At 69.4% G+C, this 20345-nt stretch carries 16 protein-coding genes; 11 read left to right on the forward strand and 5 right to left on the reverse strand.

Annotation, left to right across the window (positions count from 1 at the left end; translation table 11 throughout):
• Positions 1 to 13 precede the first annotated feature (13 nt).
• The 4 genes from ACIA8R_RS08575 to ACIA8R_RS08590 are packed head-to-tail and all read left to right on the forward strand — an operon-like array spanning position 14 to position 2983.
• On the forward strand, positions 14 to 1048 hold the full coding sequence (locus tag ACIA8R_RS08575; RefSeq protein WP_397037400.1) for an ABC transporter substrate-binding protein: 1035 nt from the start codon (positions 14 to 16) through the stop codon (positions 1046 to 1048).
• Complete coding sequence (locus tag ACIA8R_RS08580; RefSeq protein ID WP_357700112.1) at positions 1032 to 1823, forward strand: ABC transporter ATP-binding protein; 792 nt, start codon at positions 1032 to 1034, stop codon at positions 1821 to 1823. Before ACIA8R_RS08575 ends, ACIA8R_RS08580 begins: the two co-directional genes overlap by 17 nt.
• 22 nt (positions 1824 to 1845) lie before the next feature.
• On the forward strand, positions 1846 to 2715 hold the full coding sequence (locus ACIA8R_RS08585; protein ID WP_397037402.1) for a TauD/TfdA dioxygenase family protein: 870 nt from the start codon (positions 1846 to 1848) through the stop codon (positions 2713 to 2715).
• A gap of 46 nt (positions 2716 to 2761) precedes the next feature.
• Positions 2762 to 2983, forward strand: a complete 222-nt coding sequence (locus tag ACIA8R_RS08590) for a hypothetical protein (RefSeq protein ID WP_397037404.1) — start codon at positions 2762 to 2764, stop codon at positions 2981 to 2983.
• A gap of 163 nt (positions 2984 to 3146) precedes the next feature.
• On the opposite strand, the gene ACIA8R_RS08595 is transcribed toward ACIA8R_RS08590, so the two are convergent.
• The 3 genes from ACIA8R_RS08595 to ACIA8R_RS08605 all read right to left on the reverse strand — a co-directional run bounded on the left by ACIA8R_RS08595 (position 3147) and on the right by ACIA8R_RS08605 (position 5205).
• Complete coding sequence (locus ACIA8R_RS08595; RefSeq protein WP_397037406.1) at positions 3147 to 3665, reverse strand: hypothetical protein; 519 nt, start codon at positions 3663 to 3665, stop codon at positions 3147 to 3149.
• 113 nt (positions 3666 to 3778) lie between these two features.
• Positions 3779 to 4207 (reverse strand): RICIN domain-containing protein, encoded by a 429-nt coding sequence (locus ACIA8R_RS08600; RefSeq protein ID WP_364101027.1) that lies wholly within the window; start codon positions 4205 to 4207, stop codon positions 3779 to 3781.
• Between the two features lie 185 nt (positions 4208 to 4392).
• Positions 4393 to 5205, reverse strand: a complete 813-nt coding sequence (locus ACIA8R_RS08605; protein ID WP_397037408.1) for an SDR family NAD(P)-dependent oxidoreductase — start codon at positions 5203 to 5205, stop codon at positions 4393 to 4395.
• 184 nt (positions 5206 to 5389) lie between these two features.
• On the opposite strand from ACIA8R_RS08605, the gene ACIA8R_RS08610 reads away from it, so the two are divergent.
• From ACIA8R_RS08610 to ACIA8R_RS08625, 4 genes are all read left to right on the forward strand, one after another.
• Positions 5390 to 6091: a winged helix-turn-helix transcriptional regulator gene (locus ACIA8R_RS08610; RefSeq protein WP_397037410.1), complete on the forward strand. Its 702-nt coding sequence runs from the start codon at positions 5390 to 5392 to the stop codon at positions 6089 to 6091.
• A complete protein-coding gene (locus tag ACIA8R_RS08615; protein ID WP_397037412.1) occupies positions 6055 to 13302 on the forward strand; it encodes a LamG-like jellyroll fold domain-containing protein in 7248 nt (2415 codons plus the stop codon). The genes ACIA8R_RS08610 and ACIA8R_RS08615 overlap by 37 nt, the downstream gene beginning before the upstream one ends.
• Before the next feature lie 262 nt (positions 13303 to 13564).
• The gene (locus tag ACIA8R_RS08620; RefSeq protein WP_397037414.1) at positions 13565 to 14569 is read left to right on the forward strand and encodes a fascin domain-containing protein; all 1005 of its coding nucleotides are present in this window, start codon (positions 13565 to 13567) and stop codon (positions 14567 to 14569) included.
• Between the two features lie 11 nt (positions 14570 to 14580).
• Positions 14581 to 15183, forward strand: coding sequence for a hypothetical protein (locus tag ACIA8R_RS08625; RefSeq protein ID WP_397037416.1), 603 nt, complete (start codon positions 14581 to 14583; stop codon positions 15181 to 15183).
• 434 nt (positions 15184 to 15617) lie between these two features.
• Here the strand turns inward: ACIA8R_RS08625 and ACIA8R_RS08630 are convergent, their stop codons facing one another.
• Both ACIA8R_RS08630 and ACIA8R_RS08635 read right to left on the reverse strand, forming a co-directional pair.
• On the reverse strand, positions 15618 to 16577 hold the full coding sequence (locus ACIA8R_RS08630; RefSeq protein WP_397037418.1) for a hypothetical protein: 960 nt from the start codon (positions 16575 to 16577) through the stop codon (positions 15618 to 15620).
• Between the two features lie 307 nt (positions 16578 to 16884).
• Complete coding sequence (locus ACIA8R_RS08635) at positions 16885 to 17103, reverse strand: hypothetical protein (RefSeq protein ID WP_364101018.1); 219 nt, start codon at positions 17101 to 17103, stop codon at positions 16885 to 16887.
• Positions 17104 to 17145: 42 nt separating this feature from the next.
• Here ACIA8R_RS08635 and ACIA8R_RS08640 point away from each other — a divergent pair, with 42 nt between their 5' ends.
• From ACIA8R_RS08640 to ACIA8R_RS08650, 3 genes are all read left to right on the forward strand, one after another.
• Positions 17146 to 17973, forward strand: a complete 828-nt coding sequence (locus ACIA8R_RS08640) for an alpha/beta fold hydrolase (RefSeq protein WP_397037420.1) — start codon at positions 17146 to 17148, stop codon at positions 17971 to 17973.
• Positions 17974 to 18076: 103 nt separating this feature from the next.
• Positions 18077 to 18721 carry a helix-turn-helix domain-containing protein gene (locus tag ACIA8R_RS08645; protein WP_397038020.1) on the forward strand — a complete coding sequence of 215 codons (645 nt, stop codon included), beginning with the start codon at positions 18077 to 18079 and terminating at the stop codon, positions 18719 to 18721.
• 244 nt (positions 18722 to 18965) lie between these two features.
• Complete coding sequence (locus tag ACIA8R_RS08650) at positions 18966 to 20102, forward strand: serine hydrolase domain-containing protein (protein ID WP_397037422.1); 1137 nt, start codon at positions 18966 to 18968, stop codon at positions 20100 to 20102.
• Positions 20103 to 20345 lie beyond the last annotated feature (243 nt).

Below are 20345 nucleotides of genomic sequence, written 5' to 3' on the forward strand. Positions count from 1 at the left end.
TGAGGAAGCCGCCATGCGTCTGAGATTCCTGCTGTCTTTCGTGTTGATCGCGGTCCTGGCCGCCTGCGGTGATGGCACCGCGACCCGGGGAGGCGGTGGCGGCGCGGCGGCCAACCGCATCCGCCTCGCCTACCAGGCCTTCCCCAGCGGCGACCTCATCGTCAAGAACAAGAGGTGGCTGGAGGAGGCGCTGCCCGGCTACCAGATCCAGTGGACGAAGTTCGACTCGGGCGCCAGCATCAACACCGCCTTCGTGGCCGGCAGCGTGGACATCGCCGCCATCGGCTCCAGCCCGGTGGCCCGCGGGCTGTCGGCCCCGCTGAACATCCCGTACCAGGTGGCGTTCGTGCTCGACGTGGCAGGTGACAACGAGGCCCTGGTCGTCAGGAACGACAGCGGCGTGTCGGCGATCGAGGGCCTGCGCGGCAAGAAGGTCGCCACGTCGTTCGCCTCGACCTCCCATTACAGCCTGCTGGCCGCGCTCGGCCAGGCGGGCGTGCGCGAGTCGGAGCTGACCATCGTCGACCTCGAACCGCAGGACATCCTTGCCTCCTGGACGCGCGGCGACATCGACGCCGCCTACACCTGGCTGCCCACCCTGAAGGAGCTGAAGAAGAACGGCAAGGTCCTGATCGCCAGCCGGGAACTGGCCACGGCCGGCAAGCCCACGCTTGACCTCGGGGTGGTGTCCACCGCGTTCCTCAAGGCGCATCCAGACGCGGTGGACGCCTGGCGCAAGGCCGAGGCGAGGGCCCTGCAGCTCATCGCCGACAACCGCGCCGAGGCCGCCGCCGCCGTCGCCGCCGAGCTCAACCTCACCAAGGAGGACGCCGAGGACCAGCTCACCCAGGGCGTCTTCCTCAAGCCCGCCGACCTGGCCTCCCCCGAGTGGCTCGGCACCCCCGAGCGGCCCGGCGCCCTGGCCGAGAACCTCGTCAGCGCCGCGCAGTTCCTCAAGGACCAGCAGAAGATCGAAGCCGTACCCGACGTGGCGACCGTGCGGAACGCCGTCTACAACAAGGGGCTGCCCGATGTCCTCACCCCTTGAGGCCGGCACGCAGACCGCCGTCCACGTGAAGGATGTCGTGCACGTGTACGGGACGGGCACGGACATCGTGACCGCGCTCGGCCCGATCTCGCTCGACGTCCCCCGCGGCTCGTTCCTCGTGATCGTCGGAGCGTCCGGCTGCGGCAAGAGCACGCTGCTGCGCCTGATCGCCGGCTTCGAGCGGCCCAGCGGCGGCGTCGTCCGTACCGCCGGAGCCGCGCCGGTGCCCGGCACCGGCGCCGGGATCGTGTTCCAGCAGCCCCGGCTGTTCCCCTGGAAGAGCGTGGGCGGCAACGTGGAGCTGGCCCTGCGCTACGCGGGCGTCCCCCGCGAGGAGCGCGCCCGCCGGGTGCCAGAGCTCCTGGAACGGGTCGGCCTGCACGACGTGGCCCGCCGCCGGACCTGGCAGCTGTCCGGCGGTCAGCAGCAGCGCGTGGCCATCGCCAGGGCGCTGGCGGGCGACGATCCGCTGCTGCTGCTCGACGAGCCGTTCGCGGCCCTGGACGCGCTCACCCGCGAGCGGCTGCAGGAGGACCTGCGCCGGGTCAGCGAGCAGACGGGCCGCACCTCCGTGTTCGTCACCCACAGCGTCGAAGAGGCCGTCTTCCTCGGCAGCCGCGTCGTCGTGCTCACCAGCAGGCCCGGCCAGATCGCCCTCGACCTCGACATCCCCCTGCCCCGCACCGGCCTGGAGCCTGACGAACTCCGCGCCCTCCCCGAGTACACGGCCCTGCGTGCCACCGTCAGCCACGCCGTCCGCGAGGCCGCCGGATGACCACCACAGAACAGGAGCGCACATGTCCACACCCCTGGCCGCCACGCTCACCCTGCGCCCGCTCGGACCGCACTTCGGCGCCCGGATAGAAGGGCTCGACCTGGCGACCGCCGACGACGAGGAGCTGGCCGCGGTACGAGCCGCCCTCGTCGAGTGGAAGGCACTGTTCTTCTCCGGCCAGAGCCTCGACGAGGACGGCCAGGTCGCCCTGGGCCGCCGCCTCGGCGAGTTGACCGCCTCCCACCCCGTCGTCGGCGGCGTGGACGAGACGCACCCGGAGATCTACGAGCTCGACAGCGCCGACAACGGCTTCGCCGACGTCTGGCACACCGACGTAACCTTCATGCCGCGCCCGCCGCTCGGCTCGATCCTGCGCGCCGTGGTGCTGCCGCCCACCGGCGGGGACACGAGCTGGGCCGACAGCCAGCTCGCCTACGACTCACTGGCCGCACCCGTACGGGAACTGGCCGACCAGCTCACCGCGGTGCACGACGGCAACCGCGAGTTCGGCTACTACCTGGCCCAGCGGCGCGGCGGCAAGGGCAGCGTCTGGGAGGGCGAGGTCGTCACCCGGCTGGACCCGGTGGAGCACCCCGTCGTCCGCGTCCACCCCGAGACCGGGCGCAAGGGCCTCTTCGTCAACCCCGGCTTCACCTCGCACGTCGTCGGCGTCTCCGAGACTGAGAGCCGTCACATCCTCGACCTGCTCTACGCCCACCTGACGAAGCCGGAGCACATCATCCGCCACCGCTGGCGCCTCGGCGACGTGGCCATGTGGGACAACCGCAGCACCGCCCACTACGCCAACCGCGACTACGGCACCGCCCGCCGGGTCATGCACCGCATCACGCTGCGTGGCGACCGGCCGTTCGGACCGTCGTCCCCCCGCTGAAGGGAACGGCCCGTCCCCACGAGCGAACGCGTTCGCCGAACGATTCGTGGGAACACTACGCCGAGACTGCCTCGATCACCTGCTCATCCATGGCGAGCGGCACCTGCGCAAGGTCCTGACCGAGCACGAACACCATTTCAACGATCTGCGTGGGGCTGTTGCTTCTCCCGCTGAACTGCGTTGTGGCGTTTCCCGCGATGTGGTTGTGCAGGCCGCGCGGTGTCTGGGTGGCGAAGACCAGGCCGAGGCCGTACTTACGCGCCTGTGAGGCCAGGGTCGGCGTGCTGGCCAGCGCTTCGGTCTTCGGCGTCGCCGGCACAAGGGCCTGCGCCTCGTCCATCACGTACAGGCCCACCGACGGGCCCATGGTGGATCTGCGAAAAGAAGATCCAAGGCGCGCCGGACTCCGGCGATCGAACGGAGCGGCGACCTCAGGTGAGCGCCTCGCGGAGGACGCGAACAGCCTTCGGGCCGACTCCGTGCAGCGCCAGCAGCTCGGCGTCGGTCAGTGCGGCGACCTGGGTGAGCATGGTGATGCCTGCGCCGGCGAGGGCCCGGGTGGCGGGCCCTCCGATGGCCTTGGGCAGGTCGCCGACCTCGCCGGGCGTCGCGTCGTCCCCCGCGGCCACTCGCGCCGCCAGTTGCCTCGGTGCCTGCGCGAGCCAGGCGCGACGCACCCAGTGGTTGAGCTGCTGACCGTTGATGTCTCCGATCGGGACACGAACGCCGGCCGGCGTCGCGTCGCGATCCAGCCGCTGCGCTGCCGGATGCGCGGCAAGCGCCTCTTCCGCATCCGGCGCGGGGAGACGGAGTTCCACCAGGTTGTCCTTGCCCATCGACGCGAACCGTTTCCCATGCACCGTGAACGCGACGATTCCTGGGGCGATGACGTGCTCGGCCGTCTCGGGACAGGAAAGGGCGGCCTTGCGAAGCTGGGCGAAGGTCGTCATCCACCCAGCCTGGCATATCGGCCCCGTTCCCGAGGCCGCGCTGCCGAACCTCGTCACCCGGCGGGAACTGCCGCCGTCGCGGCCCAGGTACCTCACCGGACCGCCGTCAGGCTCTAGGGAACGGCCTTGAGCAGCCAGAGCTCGTTCTCGTCACGACCCTGGTCGAACTGCACCACGCGCGCGCCCGGGTCGGTGGAGGCGTTCGCGACCGCCAGCACCTTGCCTGAGTGCTTGGCGATGAGCCGGTAGACGCCCGGCTCCTGCTCCTTGAGGTACCAGATCTGGCTGGGACTGCCGTTGATGCTCCACTGCATCGCGAAGTCGGAGTTCTGGTTCGCCAGGGTGACGTCCAGGGCCTTGCCGGAGTGTTCGGCGATGAACTTGTAGCCGCCCTCGGCGGGTTCCAGGCGGAAGATCTGGTTGGTCCGGCCGTGCGGGGTCCACTGGATCGCCCAGCCACCGTCGGCCATGTCGCATTGTGCGATGTCGAGGGCGAGCCCGGACTTCTTGTTGATCAGGGTGGCTCGGACCGGGATGTCCATAAAGGTCCTCTCGAACGGGAGCGGGAGGTGGCGGTGCGCCACCTCGTCTCCATAAGAGACGATTACGCACCCGAAATCACCCTCCGGCCGTGACCGCTTCCGGACAGAGGTCCCGCTGCAGAAAGGCGGCGGTAGCCCCCTCGACCACCGCTCCCCCGCGCGCCCACCGCCCGGCGGGCCTGAAGTCAGTCGACGATCGCGCCGCTGGTCAGGTTGGCGATCGTGCCAGTCATGGCCCCCGCTCGATCCGACGCCAGGAACGCGGCCGTCTCCGCGATCTCGGAGAGCGTCGGCAGCCTCTTGAGCAGCGTCCCCTGCGCCATCGCCCCGCCTTCCAGCATCTCCTGGACCGACTGCCCGGCCGCTGCCGCGGCCTGCTCGAAGAGCTCCTTGGTGTAGGAGCCGGCGGCCGGCGCGTCGACGACGGCGTGCGGACGGATGCCGATGACCCGGACGTTGCTCGGTGCCAGCTCCGCGGCCAGAACCCGGGAGAACGCCTCCTTGCCGGCCGCGCTCACGGCGTGCCCCAAGATGCCGCCCACGGCCAGCTTGGCGCCCGGCTCCGACAGCGTGAGGATCACACCGCCGCGCTCGCCTCCCATGTGCCGGGCCACAGCCTTGCTGGTGATGAACAACGTCCGCAAGAAGCCGTCGATCGGCCGCATGAACTCCTCCAGGGACAAATCCGCCAGCGTGGTCCCCTGGTCGTGCTGGACACTCACGGCGTTCACGGCGATGTCGATGCCGCCGGCCGTCGCCGCGACCGTGTCGGCGTGCTTGTCGACCGCCTGCTGGCTGAGCACGTCGACCAGAGCGGTCTCGGCCGTTGCGCCCGTGGCGGCTGTGTCACGGGCCACGGCGTCGGGCTTCGCCTGCGTCCGACCGGCGATGAAGATCCTCGCGCCTTCCCGGGCGAAGACCCGTGCGACGGCTCCGCCGATCGCGCCGCCGCCTCCATAGATGACGGCGTTCTTGTCCTTGAGCAGCGATCCGCTCATCGGTGACCTCCACATGATCGTTCTTCCGGATGGACAGGCAGGCTCCGCGGTCGCGGCCATGGCGGCCGCCCGGCACGCGAGAGCGCACTTGCGTGATGCAAACGAGGCTAGAGAGCCTGCTGATCGTGCGTGACGCGCTGTTCGCCGGGGCCACCCGGTTCGCCGACTTCCAGCGCCTGGCATCGTGACCAACATCCTGGCCAAACGCCTGGACAGCCTGGTCGAGGCGGGCGTCCTCGAACGGCGGTCGAGCAACGAGCCGTCCGATCGGAGCGGCTATTCGGTGACCCGGAAGGGGCTCGACCTGGCACCCGTGATCATCGCGCTGACGGAGTGGGGTGATCGATGGGCGGCCCCGACGGTCCGCCCATCCTGTATCGGTACACCCGTTGCGGCGGGGCGATCACCGAGCAGACCACCTGCGACACCTGCGGGGAGGTCACCGAACTCACGCAGATCCACGTCATCCGAGGGCCCCGGCTGCCCCGAAGCCCTCTTGGCCTCGCGGAAGAATCGCCCGGATGTCGCCGACCACGGCAGCCCGGCAGCGTCCGACGGGCGCCCGGGGACATGGCGGCGACCTGCTCGTCACGGAGAGAAGCTCGCCGCGCTTCAGGACGCCCGCGTCCAGAAGTGTCCGGGCGGGGCGTATGCGACTGCCGCGATGGCCGGAAGCGGCCACCGTCGCACGTTGACCAATCGCTTGGTTTCGATCATCGTCATGGGTGCTTCGGTAGGCGAGAAGGGGTGGGCATGGCGGCTGGGGATGCGATGGTCAAGATCTACGGTGACCGCGCTTACAGGTACGTGGCGATGGTTCGCCATCAGGGCACCACAGTGGCGTTCGCGATGGACGCGAATCGGCGGATCGTCTACAACGTCCTGAATCTGGCCAAACAGGATCCGGCCAAGGGAGAGCTCGACGCGGCCTACTGGGCCGACAACCCGGCCGAACTGCCGTTCCCGCGCGAGATCACCGAGGTCGGCTACGCCATCGCGGGCGCCACGGCGATGCCCACGGTCAAGCGCGGCGGCCGGATCGAGGCGGGGAAGGACGAGCAGCTCGAACAAGAGGAGATCGACTCCTTCCTCTCCACGACCGCGCGGCTGTCGGCCGCTGTACCGTTCCAGGTCCTCACCGACGGCACGTACGTGATCGTCTTACGCCAGTCGATCGACGGCGGTCACGGCGACGCGGTCTTCAAGCTGACCGGCGGCGGCTGCTCTGCCGACGCGGCCAGGAAGGACTTCGTGCTCAGTGACGGCAAGCAGGTGCCGCTGGTGCGCGACACGCTGCTGGTCGACCGGTTCCTGCTGGTCGACGGCAAGCTCAAGCCGGTGCTCGAAGTGCGTTACCGGCGCAGCCGCCACGCCACGAAGCCGGAGTCGGCCAAGGACACCCTGGGCACCGAGGACATGGAGGGACGGCCGTTCTACGAGCCGACCAGGGAGCTGTCCTTCATCAGGAACCTGAAGGAGGGCCGGTTCACCGCGGTGCAGGTGCCGACCGCGACGAACGAGATGTGGCGCTGGCAGGTGTTCGCGCACAACGAGGCCACGGGACGGCTCGACTCCTTCAACGTCGAGCGCGGGGCCGACGGCTGGTTCAACACCCAGGGGACCCGCTTCTACACCAGCCCGGACCCGAAGTACCGCGACGCGGTCTTCGAGCGCAGCCCTGGAACGTGCCCGTTCACCAACCGGGAGCTGGTGCCGGTCGCGGGGGCGTCCGGCCACGCAGAGACCGCGCTGGTCTTCGACGGCCAGGCCACCCGCGTCGAGCTGGGCAGCGCTGACGCGCTGAAGTTCGGCGCCGGGCCGTACACGATCGAGGCGTGGATCAAGCCGGCCGCCCATGACGGGGTGATCCTGGCCAAGGGCGCCGCCTGCCAGTTCGGGACGCGCTCGGACGGCACGCTGTTCCTCTCCCACGACACCGCGCCCTTCTTCGTGGCCACCACCGACGTCGTCCCGCTGAACGAGTACAGCCACGTGGCCGCCGTCTTCGAGGGCATCGAGGCGACCGTGTACCTCAACGGGCGGGCGAGCGCCACGATCCGCCTGCCGTACCGGGCGGGGAAGGCCGCGGAGGTCATGCTCGGCGCCGCGAACACGAGCACGCCGGTGACCAAGGTCTTCAACGGCGAGATCGACGAGGTCCGCATCTGGGACCGCGCGCGGCCGCTCGCCGAGCTGAAGCGCGACTCCGGCCACCGCCTCATCGGCAACGAGCCGGGCCTGGTCGCCTACTACCGCCTCGACGAGGGCACCGGCACCACCGTTCACGACCAGAGCGACAACGCCCTGCACGGCATAGCGACCTTCCCCAAGTGGACGGCGTCGCGGGCGCCCGTGGGCGACCACCCGGGCGTGCGCCGCGAGAGCTTCACCGTCAAGGACAGGAAGGTCACCTCCGGGCTGGCCGCCGTCCTCTACCACCAGCAGCAGTCCACCACCTCCGGGTACGGCACCGCCGCCAAGCCGGTCAAGATGCATGCCCGCGTCCTGCTGGCCTTCGCCACGAAGGCCACCGGCGACAAGGACGCGCAGGTGGCGAGCCTCGACTTCGGCGTCGGCCGCGACGGGCGGCTCGCCCAGGTGAACGACGTCCTCGACCTGCCGGTGCTGCAGCGGCCCGCGACCAGCCAGAACCTCGACGCGATCAGCGTGCTGGAGGAGCGGGTCACGTCGCTGGAGGCCGAGATCCTCAGCCTGCCCAGGGACATCGACGCGCTCAGGGCCGAAGCCTCGAAGGTGCAGGAGTACACGACCAACCGTGACAGCAAGGCCGCCAATGTCAGCTGGGCCGAGCAGATGATCAACCAGCTGAAGGACAGACTGACCTCCTGGCAGTACCGGCTGCGGTTCAACCGCAACATGGAGAGCTGGCAGGAGTACTACATCGCGGTCGCGAACGACAGGACCGACAACGACGCCAACCTGAGCAAGGTGCTCGACGGCAGCGCACGCTCCGGTCTCTGGGTGTTCGAGGAGGTGGGCGAGAACCACAACGGCCGGCCGGTCTACTACGTCAAGAACGTTCACTCCGGCAAGGACATGAACGTGTTCGGCGGTACCAACGAGGACGGCCGGCCCATCATCCAGTACCAGCGGCACAACCAGTGGAACTGCCAGTTCTACCTGGTGCAGGACGGCGACTGGGTCAGGATCTTCGCCCGCCACAGCAACCTCGCGGTCAGTTCCGCCGGCACCACCCCCGTGATCCGGCAGATGCACGCCGCCACGTTCATGGAGTTCGGTCAGATCAAGATGATCCGCGCCGGTATGGTCGGCGGCTGGGAAGAGCGGCTGAAGAACTACAAGTACGAGCTCCAGCAGGCCCAGGCCGCGCTGGACGCGGCGCTCAGGGCGCAGACCAGGATCGACGAGCTGAACCGGCGGCTGGCGGCCAAGAAGGCTGAGCTGGTCAAGGTCAGCGCCCAGCTCGCCGCGATGACCGGCGCCGCCAAGGGCGACCCCGACCTGACCGTGAGCCTGCCGCTGCTCGACCTGGACCGCTCCGGCCTGAGCGCCTCCGGCGCCCTGCTGGGTTTCGCCCGCTGCGCCGACGCCCCCAGCCTGCTCGACGGCGCCAACGGCAACGTGGTGCTGTACTACCGGGGCGCCAACGACCAGTTCTTCGCCACCTACCTGGACACCCAGGTCACGCTGTCGGTGCAGGATCTGGTCAGCGGCGTCAACACCGTCCGGTTCACGGCCAGGGACGCGGCCGTCGATCTCGGCTCGTTCACGATCACCGTGACCGACAGCGACGCGCCGAGCCGCTGCGACCTGATCATCTCCGCCGGCAAGGAGAGCGAGGTCTGGAAGTCGCTGCCGCGCGACACCACGCGCATGACGGCCGTCCTGGCCGGAGCCGCCGGCGAGCCCGTCAAGATCGGTACGGTCTCCGCGGTCACCGGCGACCAGATCACGCTGGCCGAACCGCTGGCGGTCGACGTGGGAGAGCGGGCCCACATCATGATCGGCACCGGGACCGGGTTCCGCGCCGCCTCCCCGCACTCGGTGGGAGAGAAGACGCTCACGCTGGCCCCCGGCGGTGGGACGGTCAAGGCGACCACGGAGATCTTCCTGATCCCCTACGACTACGACCAGGCCACCTGCTCCCGCCCCGGGGCGACGCTGTCGGCGGGCTCGCGCCTGCTCACCCTCAACCCCGGCAGCGTCACCAGCATGCCGAACGGCAAGGCCAAGAAGCTGGTGACCGGGCACGGCACCCGCTGGCGGGGCGAGATGCCCGGCCGCGCGTACGCCTTCGACGGCCGTCAGCAGCACCTCCGCCTGCCCGCGAGCCAGCTCGACCGGGTCACGACCAGCGGCGACCTGACCATGGAGGCGTGGGTCCACGCCTCGCCCGTGGCCGCGAGCGCGAGGGTCCTGACCGCCAACGCCGGCGGCTCGCAGTACACGCTGGCGCTCTCGGAGGCGCCCCGCAACACCGCGCGGGTCTTCAAGGGCACCGCCGACGAGGTCTTCGACGCGCCCGAGACCATCGACCTGGCCGGGCGGGACTTCACGATCGAGATGTGGGTCCGGCGCTCCACCGCGCGGGCGGTCGTCGAACCGCTGCTGGTCCACGGTGAGATGAGCGGGGCGCAGAACCGGACGCTGCACCTGCAGATCACCTCCGACAACGTCTTCGGCTTCTGCCTGTACGGCGACGACCTGCACAGCCCCGCCGGCGCCCCCGACCTCAACTGGCACCACTGGGCCGCCGTCTACGAGCACGCCACCCGCACCCAGATCATCTACCGCGACGGCGTCGAGGTCGCCCGCCGCGTCTCCAAGGCCACCTACTCCGGCAAGGGGCCGCTGCGCCTGGGCGTCCGGCAGTTCAGCACCGAGTACCTGACCGGCGAGATCGACGAGGTGCGCGTCTTCGGCCGGGTCAGGACCGAGGCCGAGATCACCATCGAGCGCAACCAGCGGCTGTCCGGCCGCGAGCCCGGCCTGCTCGGCTACTGGACCTTCCCCGGCCCGGCGGCCGTGCAGTCGCCGATCAAGGGACACCAGGTGATCGCCGGGGTCGGCAACCGGGTGCTGCGCAGCCGCGACGTCTTCCCGTGCGGTGAGTGGGCGCACCTCGCAGCCGGCTTCGAGCAGTCGTGGGGCATCCGGTTCACCGGCGGCGGACGCCTGGAGGTGGACAAGGACGAGGCGCTCGACCTGCCCGAGGACCTGACCGTCGAGGCGTTCCTCAAGGTCGACCGGCTCGGGCAGCGCATGGGCGTGATCTCCAAGGGCGAGACGGAGATGGGCATCGGCGTGCCGTACCAGCTGTGTGTGCGGGCCGACGGCAAGCTGGAGTTCTCCTTCGTGGAGCCCGACGGCAAGGTCGTGCGGTACTCCTCCACCCGGGGGATCGGCGCGAACACCTTCCACCGGATCGCCGTGGTCCGCCAGGGGCGTCAGGTCGCGGTCTCCTCCGTGGCCCAGCCGGCCGAGGCCCAGTCCTGGACCGACATCCGCTTCTTCATCGACGGCCAGGCCGCCGGTTCCGAGCGGTACACCGGGCCCGGCGCGCAGGGCAACTCCCAGCCCCTGACCATCGGGCTGGCCCGTGACGCGGGCCGGGTCTCCGCACTCTCCGGCTCGCTCGGCGAGGTCAGGCTGTGGCGGGTGGCCCGCAAGGACGCCCAGATCGGCCAGCCCGTCACCGGTCACGACAAGGGGCTGGTGGCCCGCTGGGGATTCGAGGAGAACACCGGCAACGTCACCTTCGACGACGGCAACTCCTACCCGGCCCGCCTGCGCGGCGCCACCTGGACCGTCGACCCCGACCCGAACGCCAGCCGGCTCCGCGTGTACCGCAACGGCGAGATGCTCACCTGCGACCCGGCCACGGGCGTCGCCGACTACGGCGATCAGCAGCTCACCCTCGGCGCCCGGCTGACCGGCGGCGCGGTGAGCGAGCCGTTCGGCGGCAGGCTGGAGGAGGTGCGCGTCTGGCGTACCGTGCGCACCCCCGAACAGATCCTGGACAGCCTCTTCACCCGGCTCCAGGGCGACAAACAGGACCTCATCGCGTACTGGCCCTTCGACCGCGACTCCACCACCGACGCCTCCAAGCAGATCCGCGACGAGGGCCTGCGCGGCAACTTCCTGGAGTTCCCCGCCTCGCGTCCCACCCTGATGTTGTCCAACGCGCCCATCTCCACCGACACCGCGCAGGTGCGCTCGGCGCTGGCCGCCATCCGCACACCCTTCCACGACACGATCAGCGCGACGCCGTCCGCGGCCGAGTACGCCGACGCGCAGCGCACCGCCAAGGGCGTCTCGTTCGGCGTGCTCAAGCGCTGCTACGGCTACCTGAAGGACGGGCGCTGGTATCTCGTCACCGGGTACAAGGTCGGCAGCCTGGTGTCGGAGTGGGTGGGCCAGGTGCAGTTCGACCCGCAGCTCATCGGCTACATCGAGAGCGCGCCTCCGGTGCCGTCGGAGAACCTGACCGGCGCCGACTCCTGGGCCGGCGCCTCCAGCGTCGAGTTCAACGAGGCCAACCAGGTCACCTACAGCCTGTCGTCCAACCGCACGAGCAGCGTCGACTTCTCCTTCAACGTGGCCTTCACCGTCAACAACCAGGAAGAATCCATGGCGATCGCGGCGCCGGGCGGGATCGGCACCGCCACCCCGGTCTTCAAGGCCTTCCACAAGGGTGACTTCAAGTTCGGCATGGAGTACTCCAACGCCTGGTCCAGCGAGGCGAAGGTCTCGCAGGGCCTCAACACCACGCGCGCGGCCAAGCTGCGGCTCACCGGCCACCTGGAGGATGCCACCAAGGTGCTCAACTCCGCCGTCGGCCGCCGCTACGTGCCCGCCAACATGGGGTACGCGCTGGTGCAGTCGGAGACGGCCGACGTCTTCGCGCTGCGCCTGGCGCACACCGGCACGCTGGTCGCCTACCGGATGCTGGCCAACCCCGACATCCCCAAGGACTGGAACATCATCTCGTTCCCGGTCAACCCCCGCTACACCAAGCAGGGCACACTGGACGGCGCGGTCGGCTTCAACGACCGGGGCAAGGTCTGCGACCCCGACTATCCGACCGCCATCGACTACGGGCAGTACAGCTTCTTCAAACCCCGGGAGGCCTACGCGCTCAAGCGCAGGATCACCCGCGAGCAGGAGCGGCTGCGCGCCTACTACGAGGGCGTCTCCACCGAGACCCACCACTCCGACCCCACGGGCAGGCAGGCCCGCAAGATCCTGCGCGCCATGGGCATCAGCGAGCCGCCCGCCCCGCCCTCGCGCGACGCCAGTCCCAGTCCCGTGCCCGAGGGGTACTCCCACCGCGACCTGGTCAACACCTACGTCTGGACCGCCCAGGGCGGCTTCTTCGCCGAGACCACCCAGGGCACGGACGCGGTCACGGAGACCCACACCGGCTCCTACACGTTCAAGACCTCGTTGAGCGCGGCCTGGGAGTACGCCTTCGAGATCAAGGGGAGGGGGGCGACCTTCGGCCTGGACGCGACCCTCGGCGGCAGCACATCGGTGACGCGCTCCAAGAGCAAGGACGCCAGCCGCAGCTTCGGCCTGACCGTCGAGTGCGCGCCCTCGGGCGACCTGCAACGCTACGACAACGGCAAGCCCGTCTTCAACGCCCAGGGCAAGCCCGTGCTCGTGCCCGGAAAGGTGGACGCGTACCGGTTCCTCACCTTCTACCTCGGTGAGAGCAGCGCCAACTTCGACGACTTCTACAACAAGGTCGTCGACCCGATGTGGCTGACCAACAGCAGCGAGGCCAACGCCGCCGCGCTGCGGCAGGCTCGCCAGTCGGTCGCCAAGCCGCCCTGCTGGCGGGTCATGCACCGGGTCACCTACATCAGCCGGGTGCTCCCGCCCGTGCCGCCGCCCGGCGCGCCGCCGCTGGAGAAGGCGATCAGGGCGGAGAACATCGACAGCAACTACGAACTGATCCAGCGCCTGGACCCCTACGTCCGCACCTCCGCGACCCGCGCATCGGACCTGGCCGTCGCCACCCGTGCCGCGCTCGCCGCGCGCCTGCCCGAACTGCTGCCCCACGCCGACGACGTCATCGCCTACCTGGCCCAGTACTACGGGCTGGACCTCTGAATCCCGTCACCTGCCGCCCCGCCCGTCCGGAGGGCGGCAGGTGACGTCTCCACAGCGGCCAGGCACCGGGCGCATCGGCGCTCGGGCAAGCCGTCGTGGCATTGGTTCCCCCGACTCCGGCCAGGCGCCCGTCGCCGCCTTGGCAGAGGGATCGCCATGTCGGCGTTCCGAGGTCTCCGTCGTGCCCTGCTCCCCTTCGCCGGAGGAGACCTGTCCCACCCGATCCAGCGGCGCATTCCCCTTTATCGACAGGAAGGTGATCATGGCATTGAAAGCAGCAGACCTGGCGGCACTCGGCAACTCCCCCATCACGATCCGGTCCGGGGCCTTCCACAGCGTGTATCTCCGCATGGACGGCCGAGCGGTCACCGCCTTCAGCAATTCCGGCGGTGGAACGGTCAACTGCCAGTACGGACCCACGAGTTCGTCGGAGAGATTCCGGGTCCGCCGCCAGGCCGACGGTTCGGTCGCCCTGGAATCGGTCGCCTTCCCGAACGTGTACCTGCGCATGGACGGCTCTGCCGTGACCGCGTACAACAGCTCCGGAGGCGGAACGGTCAACTGCCAGTACGGCGGCCCCGGGCCGTACGAGAAGTTCCGCGTCGTCGACCGGAACTACGATCTGGTCTCTCTGCAGTCGGTCGCCTTCCCGAGCGTGTACCTGCGCATGGACGGCTACCTCGTGAACGCGTACTCGACCGCGGGAAGCGGGACGGTCAACTGCCAGTACACCGGTGACGGGCCGAGCGAGATGTTCGTCCTGGACACGGTGGACGAACAGCGGCTCGACTTCGCGATGCAGTACCAGGAGCAGACCTACTGGTGCTGGTCGGCCACCGCGGTCAGCGTCGCGGCCTACTTCAACCCGGCCACCGCGTGGACCCAGTGTTCCATGGTCAACGCCGAGTTCGGCCTCAACACCTGCTGCGGTCCGGCCGCGTCCGACACCGGCAGTTGCAACAAGCCCTGGTACACGGACAAGGCGCTGACCCGGGTCGGGTACTACCGCGACTCGCGGCTGGGCGCCCTGAGCCTGGACCAGATCCGCGCCGAACTGCAGACCCCGAGCCCGATCGGGGTACGAGTGCAATGGCGCGGCGGCGGCGGGCATGCCGTGGTCGTCCGCGGATGCTACAACTCCGGCGGGATCGATTACGTCAGCGTGGCCGACCCCTGGTACGGCACCTCTGAGGTGCCCTATGACACCTTCCGCAACTCCTACCAAGGCTCGGGAGCCTGGGACGCCACGTACCGGACCAAGCGGTAAGGAGACCGCGAATGCCCTTGAACCTGCCCACGCCCCCGTCCAACGTGCCCGAGACCGTCCGGGCCAGGCTGCACGCCCTGGCCGCCGACGGGCGCTTCTCCACCCCGGCGTTGCGCCTGGCCCAGCGGGACCAGCTTGAGGTGTCCACGCCGCACCAGGTCTTCACGATCGGTCTCGACGACATCGCGTCCGGCGCCGGCCTGGCAGCGGCCCAGCCAGTGGGCTGGCGCTACCTGATCACAGCAGGCGGGGAGGTGGTCGCCAGCGCCGAGACCGCACAGGCCCCGGACGGCACCCCGCAACCGCCGCAGTTCAACGAGGGCCGGTTCGCGGCCGCCACCGCCGCCGCCGTCAACGCCGCGCGGGCTCTGCCGGTTCTGCGGCTGGCCGCCTTCGAGCTCCGGCTGCTCCACACCCCCTCGCTGTACCTGATGGCGCTGTGGCTGCACTCGCCGGCCACGGATCTGCTGGTGCCGCTGGCGCCCTCACCGATCGGCAGGGAGGGCCAGGCCGTGCCGCCGGCGCAACTGTTCGGCGATCTCGCCCGGCAGGCCCGCGCCCGCCCGGCGGCCGCGTCTGAACAGTCCGGGGACGCTGGACCGCCCGTTCCTTGATCGATGAAGCGGATTCGGGGGCCCGGGCGGCAAGGACACGATGGGGGCACCTACGCCCGAGCCGGATCGACGCCACCCATGCCGTCGACCGCGATCCCCTTCTCTTGTGAGCGGAGTCGGGCGACCTCCCCGGGTTCGCCGACGAGCAGTGGTTACGCGAGCGGGGCCCGTGATGGCGGGAACGGGTAGTCCTCGACGGTCATGGAGTTGTGAAGGCGCGCGCTCTTCGTGGTGAGGCGAAGGAGGGCGCGGCCGGTCCCGGACTGCAGGCCGGAGATCAGCCGAGCTCCCTGCGCCAGTCCCGCCACCCCGAGTCGTGTGGTGGGGATCAGAGTCTTCGCCGCGCTGAGCGCGTGTGCGGTGCCACGCTTCGCAGGAATGTGATCCAGGAGACTGTCATGCCCGGTAGGCGTACGTACTATCAGCGCAGCGGACTAGCTGGCCAGCAGGTCAACGGCGAACCCAGTAATGAACATGCCGAAAGCGAGCCAGCGCAGAATATTTCCGGGGTTGGCGCGGTCGAGGAGATCGGCGGTGAATTCGGCGACCCCGGTAGCGATAAATTGGGACCACAACCCGATCTGAACACTTTTGTTGACCAGGATGAAAATACTTCCATATATCAGGAGAGCGCTGGCGAACACGGTGACTCCAGCGCCTCGCGAGGGGATCAGGCCGTACTCAAAGGCAATCTCCCCCAAGAATATGCCGCATGGCAGCGTAAGCACCGCGCAAAAGACGAGTAGAATCGATCCCCGGGTTTCGACAACCTGAGCCTGATTGCGCCTGATGAAGAGTTGGCGCTGGCGAGCCGGCAGTGCAGCGCAGATGAACTCGCTTATGCGGTCCTTAACATAATCGAATTGCGCAGCGCAGAGGATCTCGTGTTCGATGTCGCAGGAGTGTGCGGTGGGCACCGAGTCGGCGATTTCAATCCGGAGGGTTTGGATCATTTCTTTAGTGATCCACGGCTGATTGCCCAGATGGATTAACTTCAGCTGCTCAGAGGGCAACTCCCGCAAGTACCACCTACCCAGCGAATACCCATAAGCCACATGATCCTGAGAACACATTACATGCCTTGTTACATCGGCCTCAAGTTTGAGCAACGGGGCCTGCTCGCGGATGCGACGGGCCATCTCTCGGTTACATCGCCATTCTTCCCTCGCTCGTACTCCGATGGCACGGAGTCGATCCGGCCCGATCAAGTCCAGGACCACCACGCAGCCCGCGAGGAACTGCGACAGCTTTCCCCCTCGCCCCCACCACACCATGGACAGGCCCCACAGCGTGCTGCCCGAGGTTTGGCGCCCGGACAGCCATACCGATAGGACTTCCTGCAGATCTTGGTGGCCGAGTACGACCAGTGTCACGGTGGTGCCCGCCAGGCCCAAGCACGCCATCCTGACGAAGGTCCTCGACCGCATGGAACCAGCGTGTCACGGTGTGTGTCCACGGCAGGGCATATCCCGGAGAATCGATGCGCCCCCGATGGAAGACACCCGTTGGCGAGATGCCCGCCGTCTTCGCCCCAGACGACTACCGCGCCCGCTCAGCCGGGGCGGCGTATGAGGGGGCGACGGCCACGGTCGAGCTGGCCTGGCCGACACCCGGGAGCGGCGTGACGTGACTACCCCCTGCCGGCGCGGGCAAGGGCCTGCCCATCGCACTGGCCGGTGAAGTGCCGCAGGCAGACCCCGGTCAGCCACGTCCGGCATCCGCGCCGTCCGGCGCGCCGACCGCATCGTCTTCCTCGACGGCGGCCGGATCGTGGAGGAAGGCAGCCACGACGAACTGCTCGCCCAGGGCGGCCGTTACGCCGGCTTCTGGAACATCTCCATGGCTTCCGCCGCGCGGGAATGAGCCCGCCGGGCCGTGTTCCGGCCTTGGGACCTCGGCACGGCCGTTGCGCGGGAACATTCGTCCAATACTGGCGGACGGCCGCGCGTGCAGAGTCGCCGCATGAGTGAATACGACATTGCACGTTCGCATGGGATGCACGTGGTCCATGACGGCCCGCGGCAGGCGCCGCCGTTGTTGCTCATCCACGGGTCGGGGGCCTCGGGCGGTTTCTGGGGTCCGGTGGTCCCGGCGCTGGCCGGTCACCATCATGTCATCCGGGTCGATCTCCCGGGTTGCGGCCAGTCCCCGCCCGCGCCGTCGTACGACGTGCCCGCGCAGGCGGGTCAGGTGGCGGCGCTGCTGGACGACCTCGGGCTTCGTCACGTCGCCGTGGCCGGGCACTCCAGCGGCGGCTACGTCGCCACCGCGCTCGCTGAGCAACGTCCCGACCTCGTGGGTTCGCTTGCGTTGATCAGTAGCGGCCCGAGTCCGGACGCGCTCCTGCGGCAGCCGTTCATCCTCCGGGTGCTGCTGGCCCCGCCGCTGGGCCCGCTCATCTGGCCGAGGCGTTCGGATGCGATGATCCGCAAAGGGATCAGCGCGACGGCCGTCCGCCCCGTTGACCTCCCGGACGACGTGGTCGCCGACGTACGCAGCATCACCTACCGCGTGATGCGGACGGTGCTACACCAGAACACCGCCTACATCGCCGAACGCAGCATGCCCGAACGGCTCGCCGCCCTCAGGGTCCCCGTGCAGGTGATCTTCGGTGCTGCCGACCCCCGTTGGGAGCCGTCGTCGGCGCACCGATACGACGCGGTGCCGGGCGCGCCGGTCGAGCTGCTACCCGGCGTCGGTCACCTACCCATGCTGGAAGCGCCCGAGACGATCGGCGAACTGCTGCTGGACTTCACGGCGGCGGGGCCGACGACGACCCGTAACCCCTGATGTCTGGACTGGCCATGTGTCGCCTGCCGGAATGCCGTCTGACCGGGCGTGGGCGGACAAGGCTAGGCTGCACACCGCCACGTCGCGGGACGAACGCTTGACGATGGCGGTGGACATCCTGGGCCGGCGGCTGGGCGACCACCCGCGGGTCGACCTCCAGGTCGCCCGCGCCTGGCGGCGGACGCTGTCCACCCGGGGCCGGGTGCGGGTCGACGGCCTGCCGGACGAGGTCGGCTGGAGCCGCAAGCGCCTGTGGTCCCGCTTCCGGTCCCAGCTCGGTATCACCCCCGGACGCGCCGCCCGGCTGGTGCGCTTCCACCACGCCGCCCACCTTCTCGCGGCGGGTCACGCCGCCTCCCGCGTAGCCGCCGAGAACGGCTACGTCGACCAGTCCCACCTTCACCGCGAGGTCGCGACGTTCGCCGGGCTCACGCCCACGGCCCTGGCGGTCGCGCCGTGGCTCGCGGTCGACGACGTCGCATGGCCGGCTTCATCGCTCGCCGGGGTCCAGGCCGCGGACGTCACGCAGGGCGATCTGCGCCTCCCACGAGCGATCCGAGCCCTGGCGCAAGACACCGCCTGCGGACCAACTCCATATGGGGCGCTGACTCCCACCTCCGTCGAGTGGATCCGACCCGGCCCTCCGTCCGGCCGTCTCGACCGCCAGGCGCACCGGGACGCTCACAAAAGCCGCGGAATAGCTGAATCCTGGCCACGCCCACGACCAGGGCCGAGCAGGACACGGTAAGCGGCCGCGTCCTGTAGGCGACGACGCCGAGGGCCGCCAGGGGGTTGCTGGAGGTCCTGCCCGCCCATCGTCGCTGCCCGCCCTGGCGCGCGGCGCGGGCTGGTGGGGTAGGCCCTACCAGGATGTAGCCGTCCATGCCAGTGAGCATTGGGCAGCTGGCGGGATCGTTTACTGTGATCGCCGCCCATAACGTGATGACCAGCGCCGATACGGCGCTGCATCACCATTCGGGAGAAGTCACTTCATGCGCATCACGTCCAAGACCCTCGCCCTCGCCCTCGCTCTCGCCGCCGCCACCGCCGGCACAGTCCTTGCCACCGTCCCGGCGCACGCCGCCCAGGCCACGACGCCGAGCACAACCGCCTCGCTGCAGAAGGCGATGGACGCACTGGTGGATACCGGCAACGTGGCAGGAGTGCAGGCCAGGCTCACCGAGGCCGGCAACCAGCGCGTGCTGCGCGCCGGGGCCGCCCGGATCGGCGGCAGCCGCCCCGTCCCGGCTGACGGGCTGTTCCGCATGGGCAGCGCCACCAAGGTCTTCACCGCGGCCACCGTGCTGCACCTGGCCGGCGAGGGACGCATCAAGTTGGACGAGCCCATCGCCACCTACCTGCCCGGGCTGCTGCCACGCGAGAACGACATCACGGTGCGGATGATCCTGCAGCACACCGCCGGGATCCCCAGCTACACCGACATGCCGGAGTTTCCCACCGTCGGCGAGCCGTACCTGAAGCTGCGCTTCACCCGGTTCACCGACGAGCAGCTGGTGGCGGCCGCGCTGGCCAAGCCGCTGAACTTCGAGCCCGGCACGCGCTTTTCCTACTCCAACACCGGCTATCTGGTGGCCGGGATGCTGATCAAGGCGGTGACCGGCAACAGCTGGCAGAGCGAGGTCACCAAGCGCATCATCAAGCCGCTGGGCCTGCGCGACACCTCCGCTCCCACCTACTCCACCTCCATCCCCGGGCCGCACGCCCACGGCTACATCAAGAAGAGCACCGGCCAATACGTCGACATCAGCCGACTCAACCCGAGCATCGCCAGCGCCGGCGGCGCGATGATCACCACCACCAAGGACCTGACGACCTTCCTCCACAGCCTGGCCACCGGCAAGGTCCTCAAGCCCGCCCAACTCACCGAGATGAAGAAGGGCCTGTTCGTCAACTCCCAGATCGGCGCGTACGGCCTGGGCCTGAGGGTGCAGTCCACCAGCTGCGGCAAGCAGATCATCGGCCACACCGGAGGCATCCCCGGCTACCTCACCGCCGCCTACACCACCCCCGACGGCCGCACCACGCTGGCCCTGTCGGTCAACGAGAAGCAGCCGCAAACCGACCAGGCTCCCTTCGAGAAGGCGATCGACGCCGCCTTCTGCGCCTGAGATCGCCCCTGCCCCGAGGGTTCGACCTCGGGGTAGGGCAGGTGCGCGTGCGACGGCATCCAGGGCGGAGGAACCTGCGGGCAGCCGTCAGCACGAGCAGGATCTTGCGGCGACACGGGCTCAGGGCCACGTCCCGCGCCCGCCGTCAGCCCGTGCCCGGGAGACGTTCCCCAAGAGCAGGCGCAGCCGCCATCTCTTCCCCACCAGCCCTGCACATCCCGATCGCAGGTTCCTCACCCCCTC

The organism is Nonomuraea sp. NPDC051191, assembly GCF_044455665.1.
Classification (GTDB): domain Bacteria; phylum Actinomycetota; class Actinomycetes; order Streptosporangiales; family Streptosporangiaceae; genus Nonomuraea.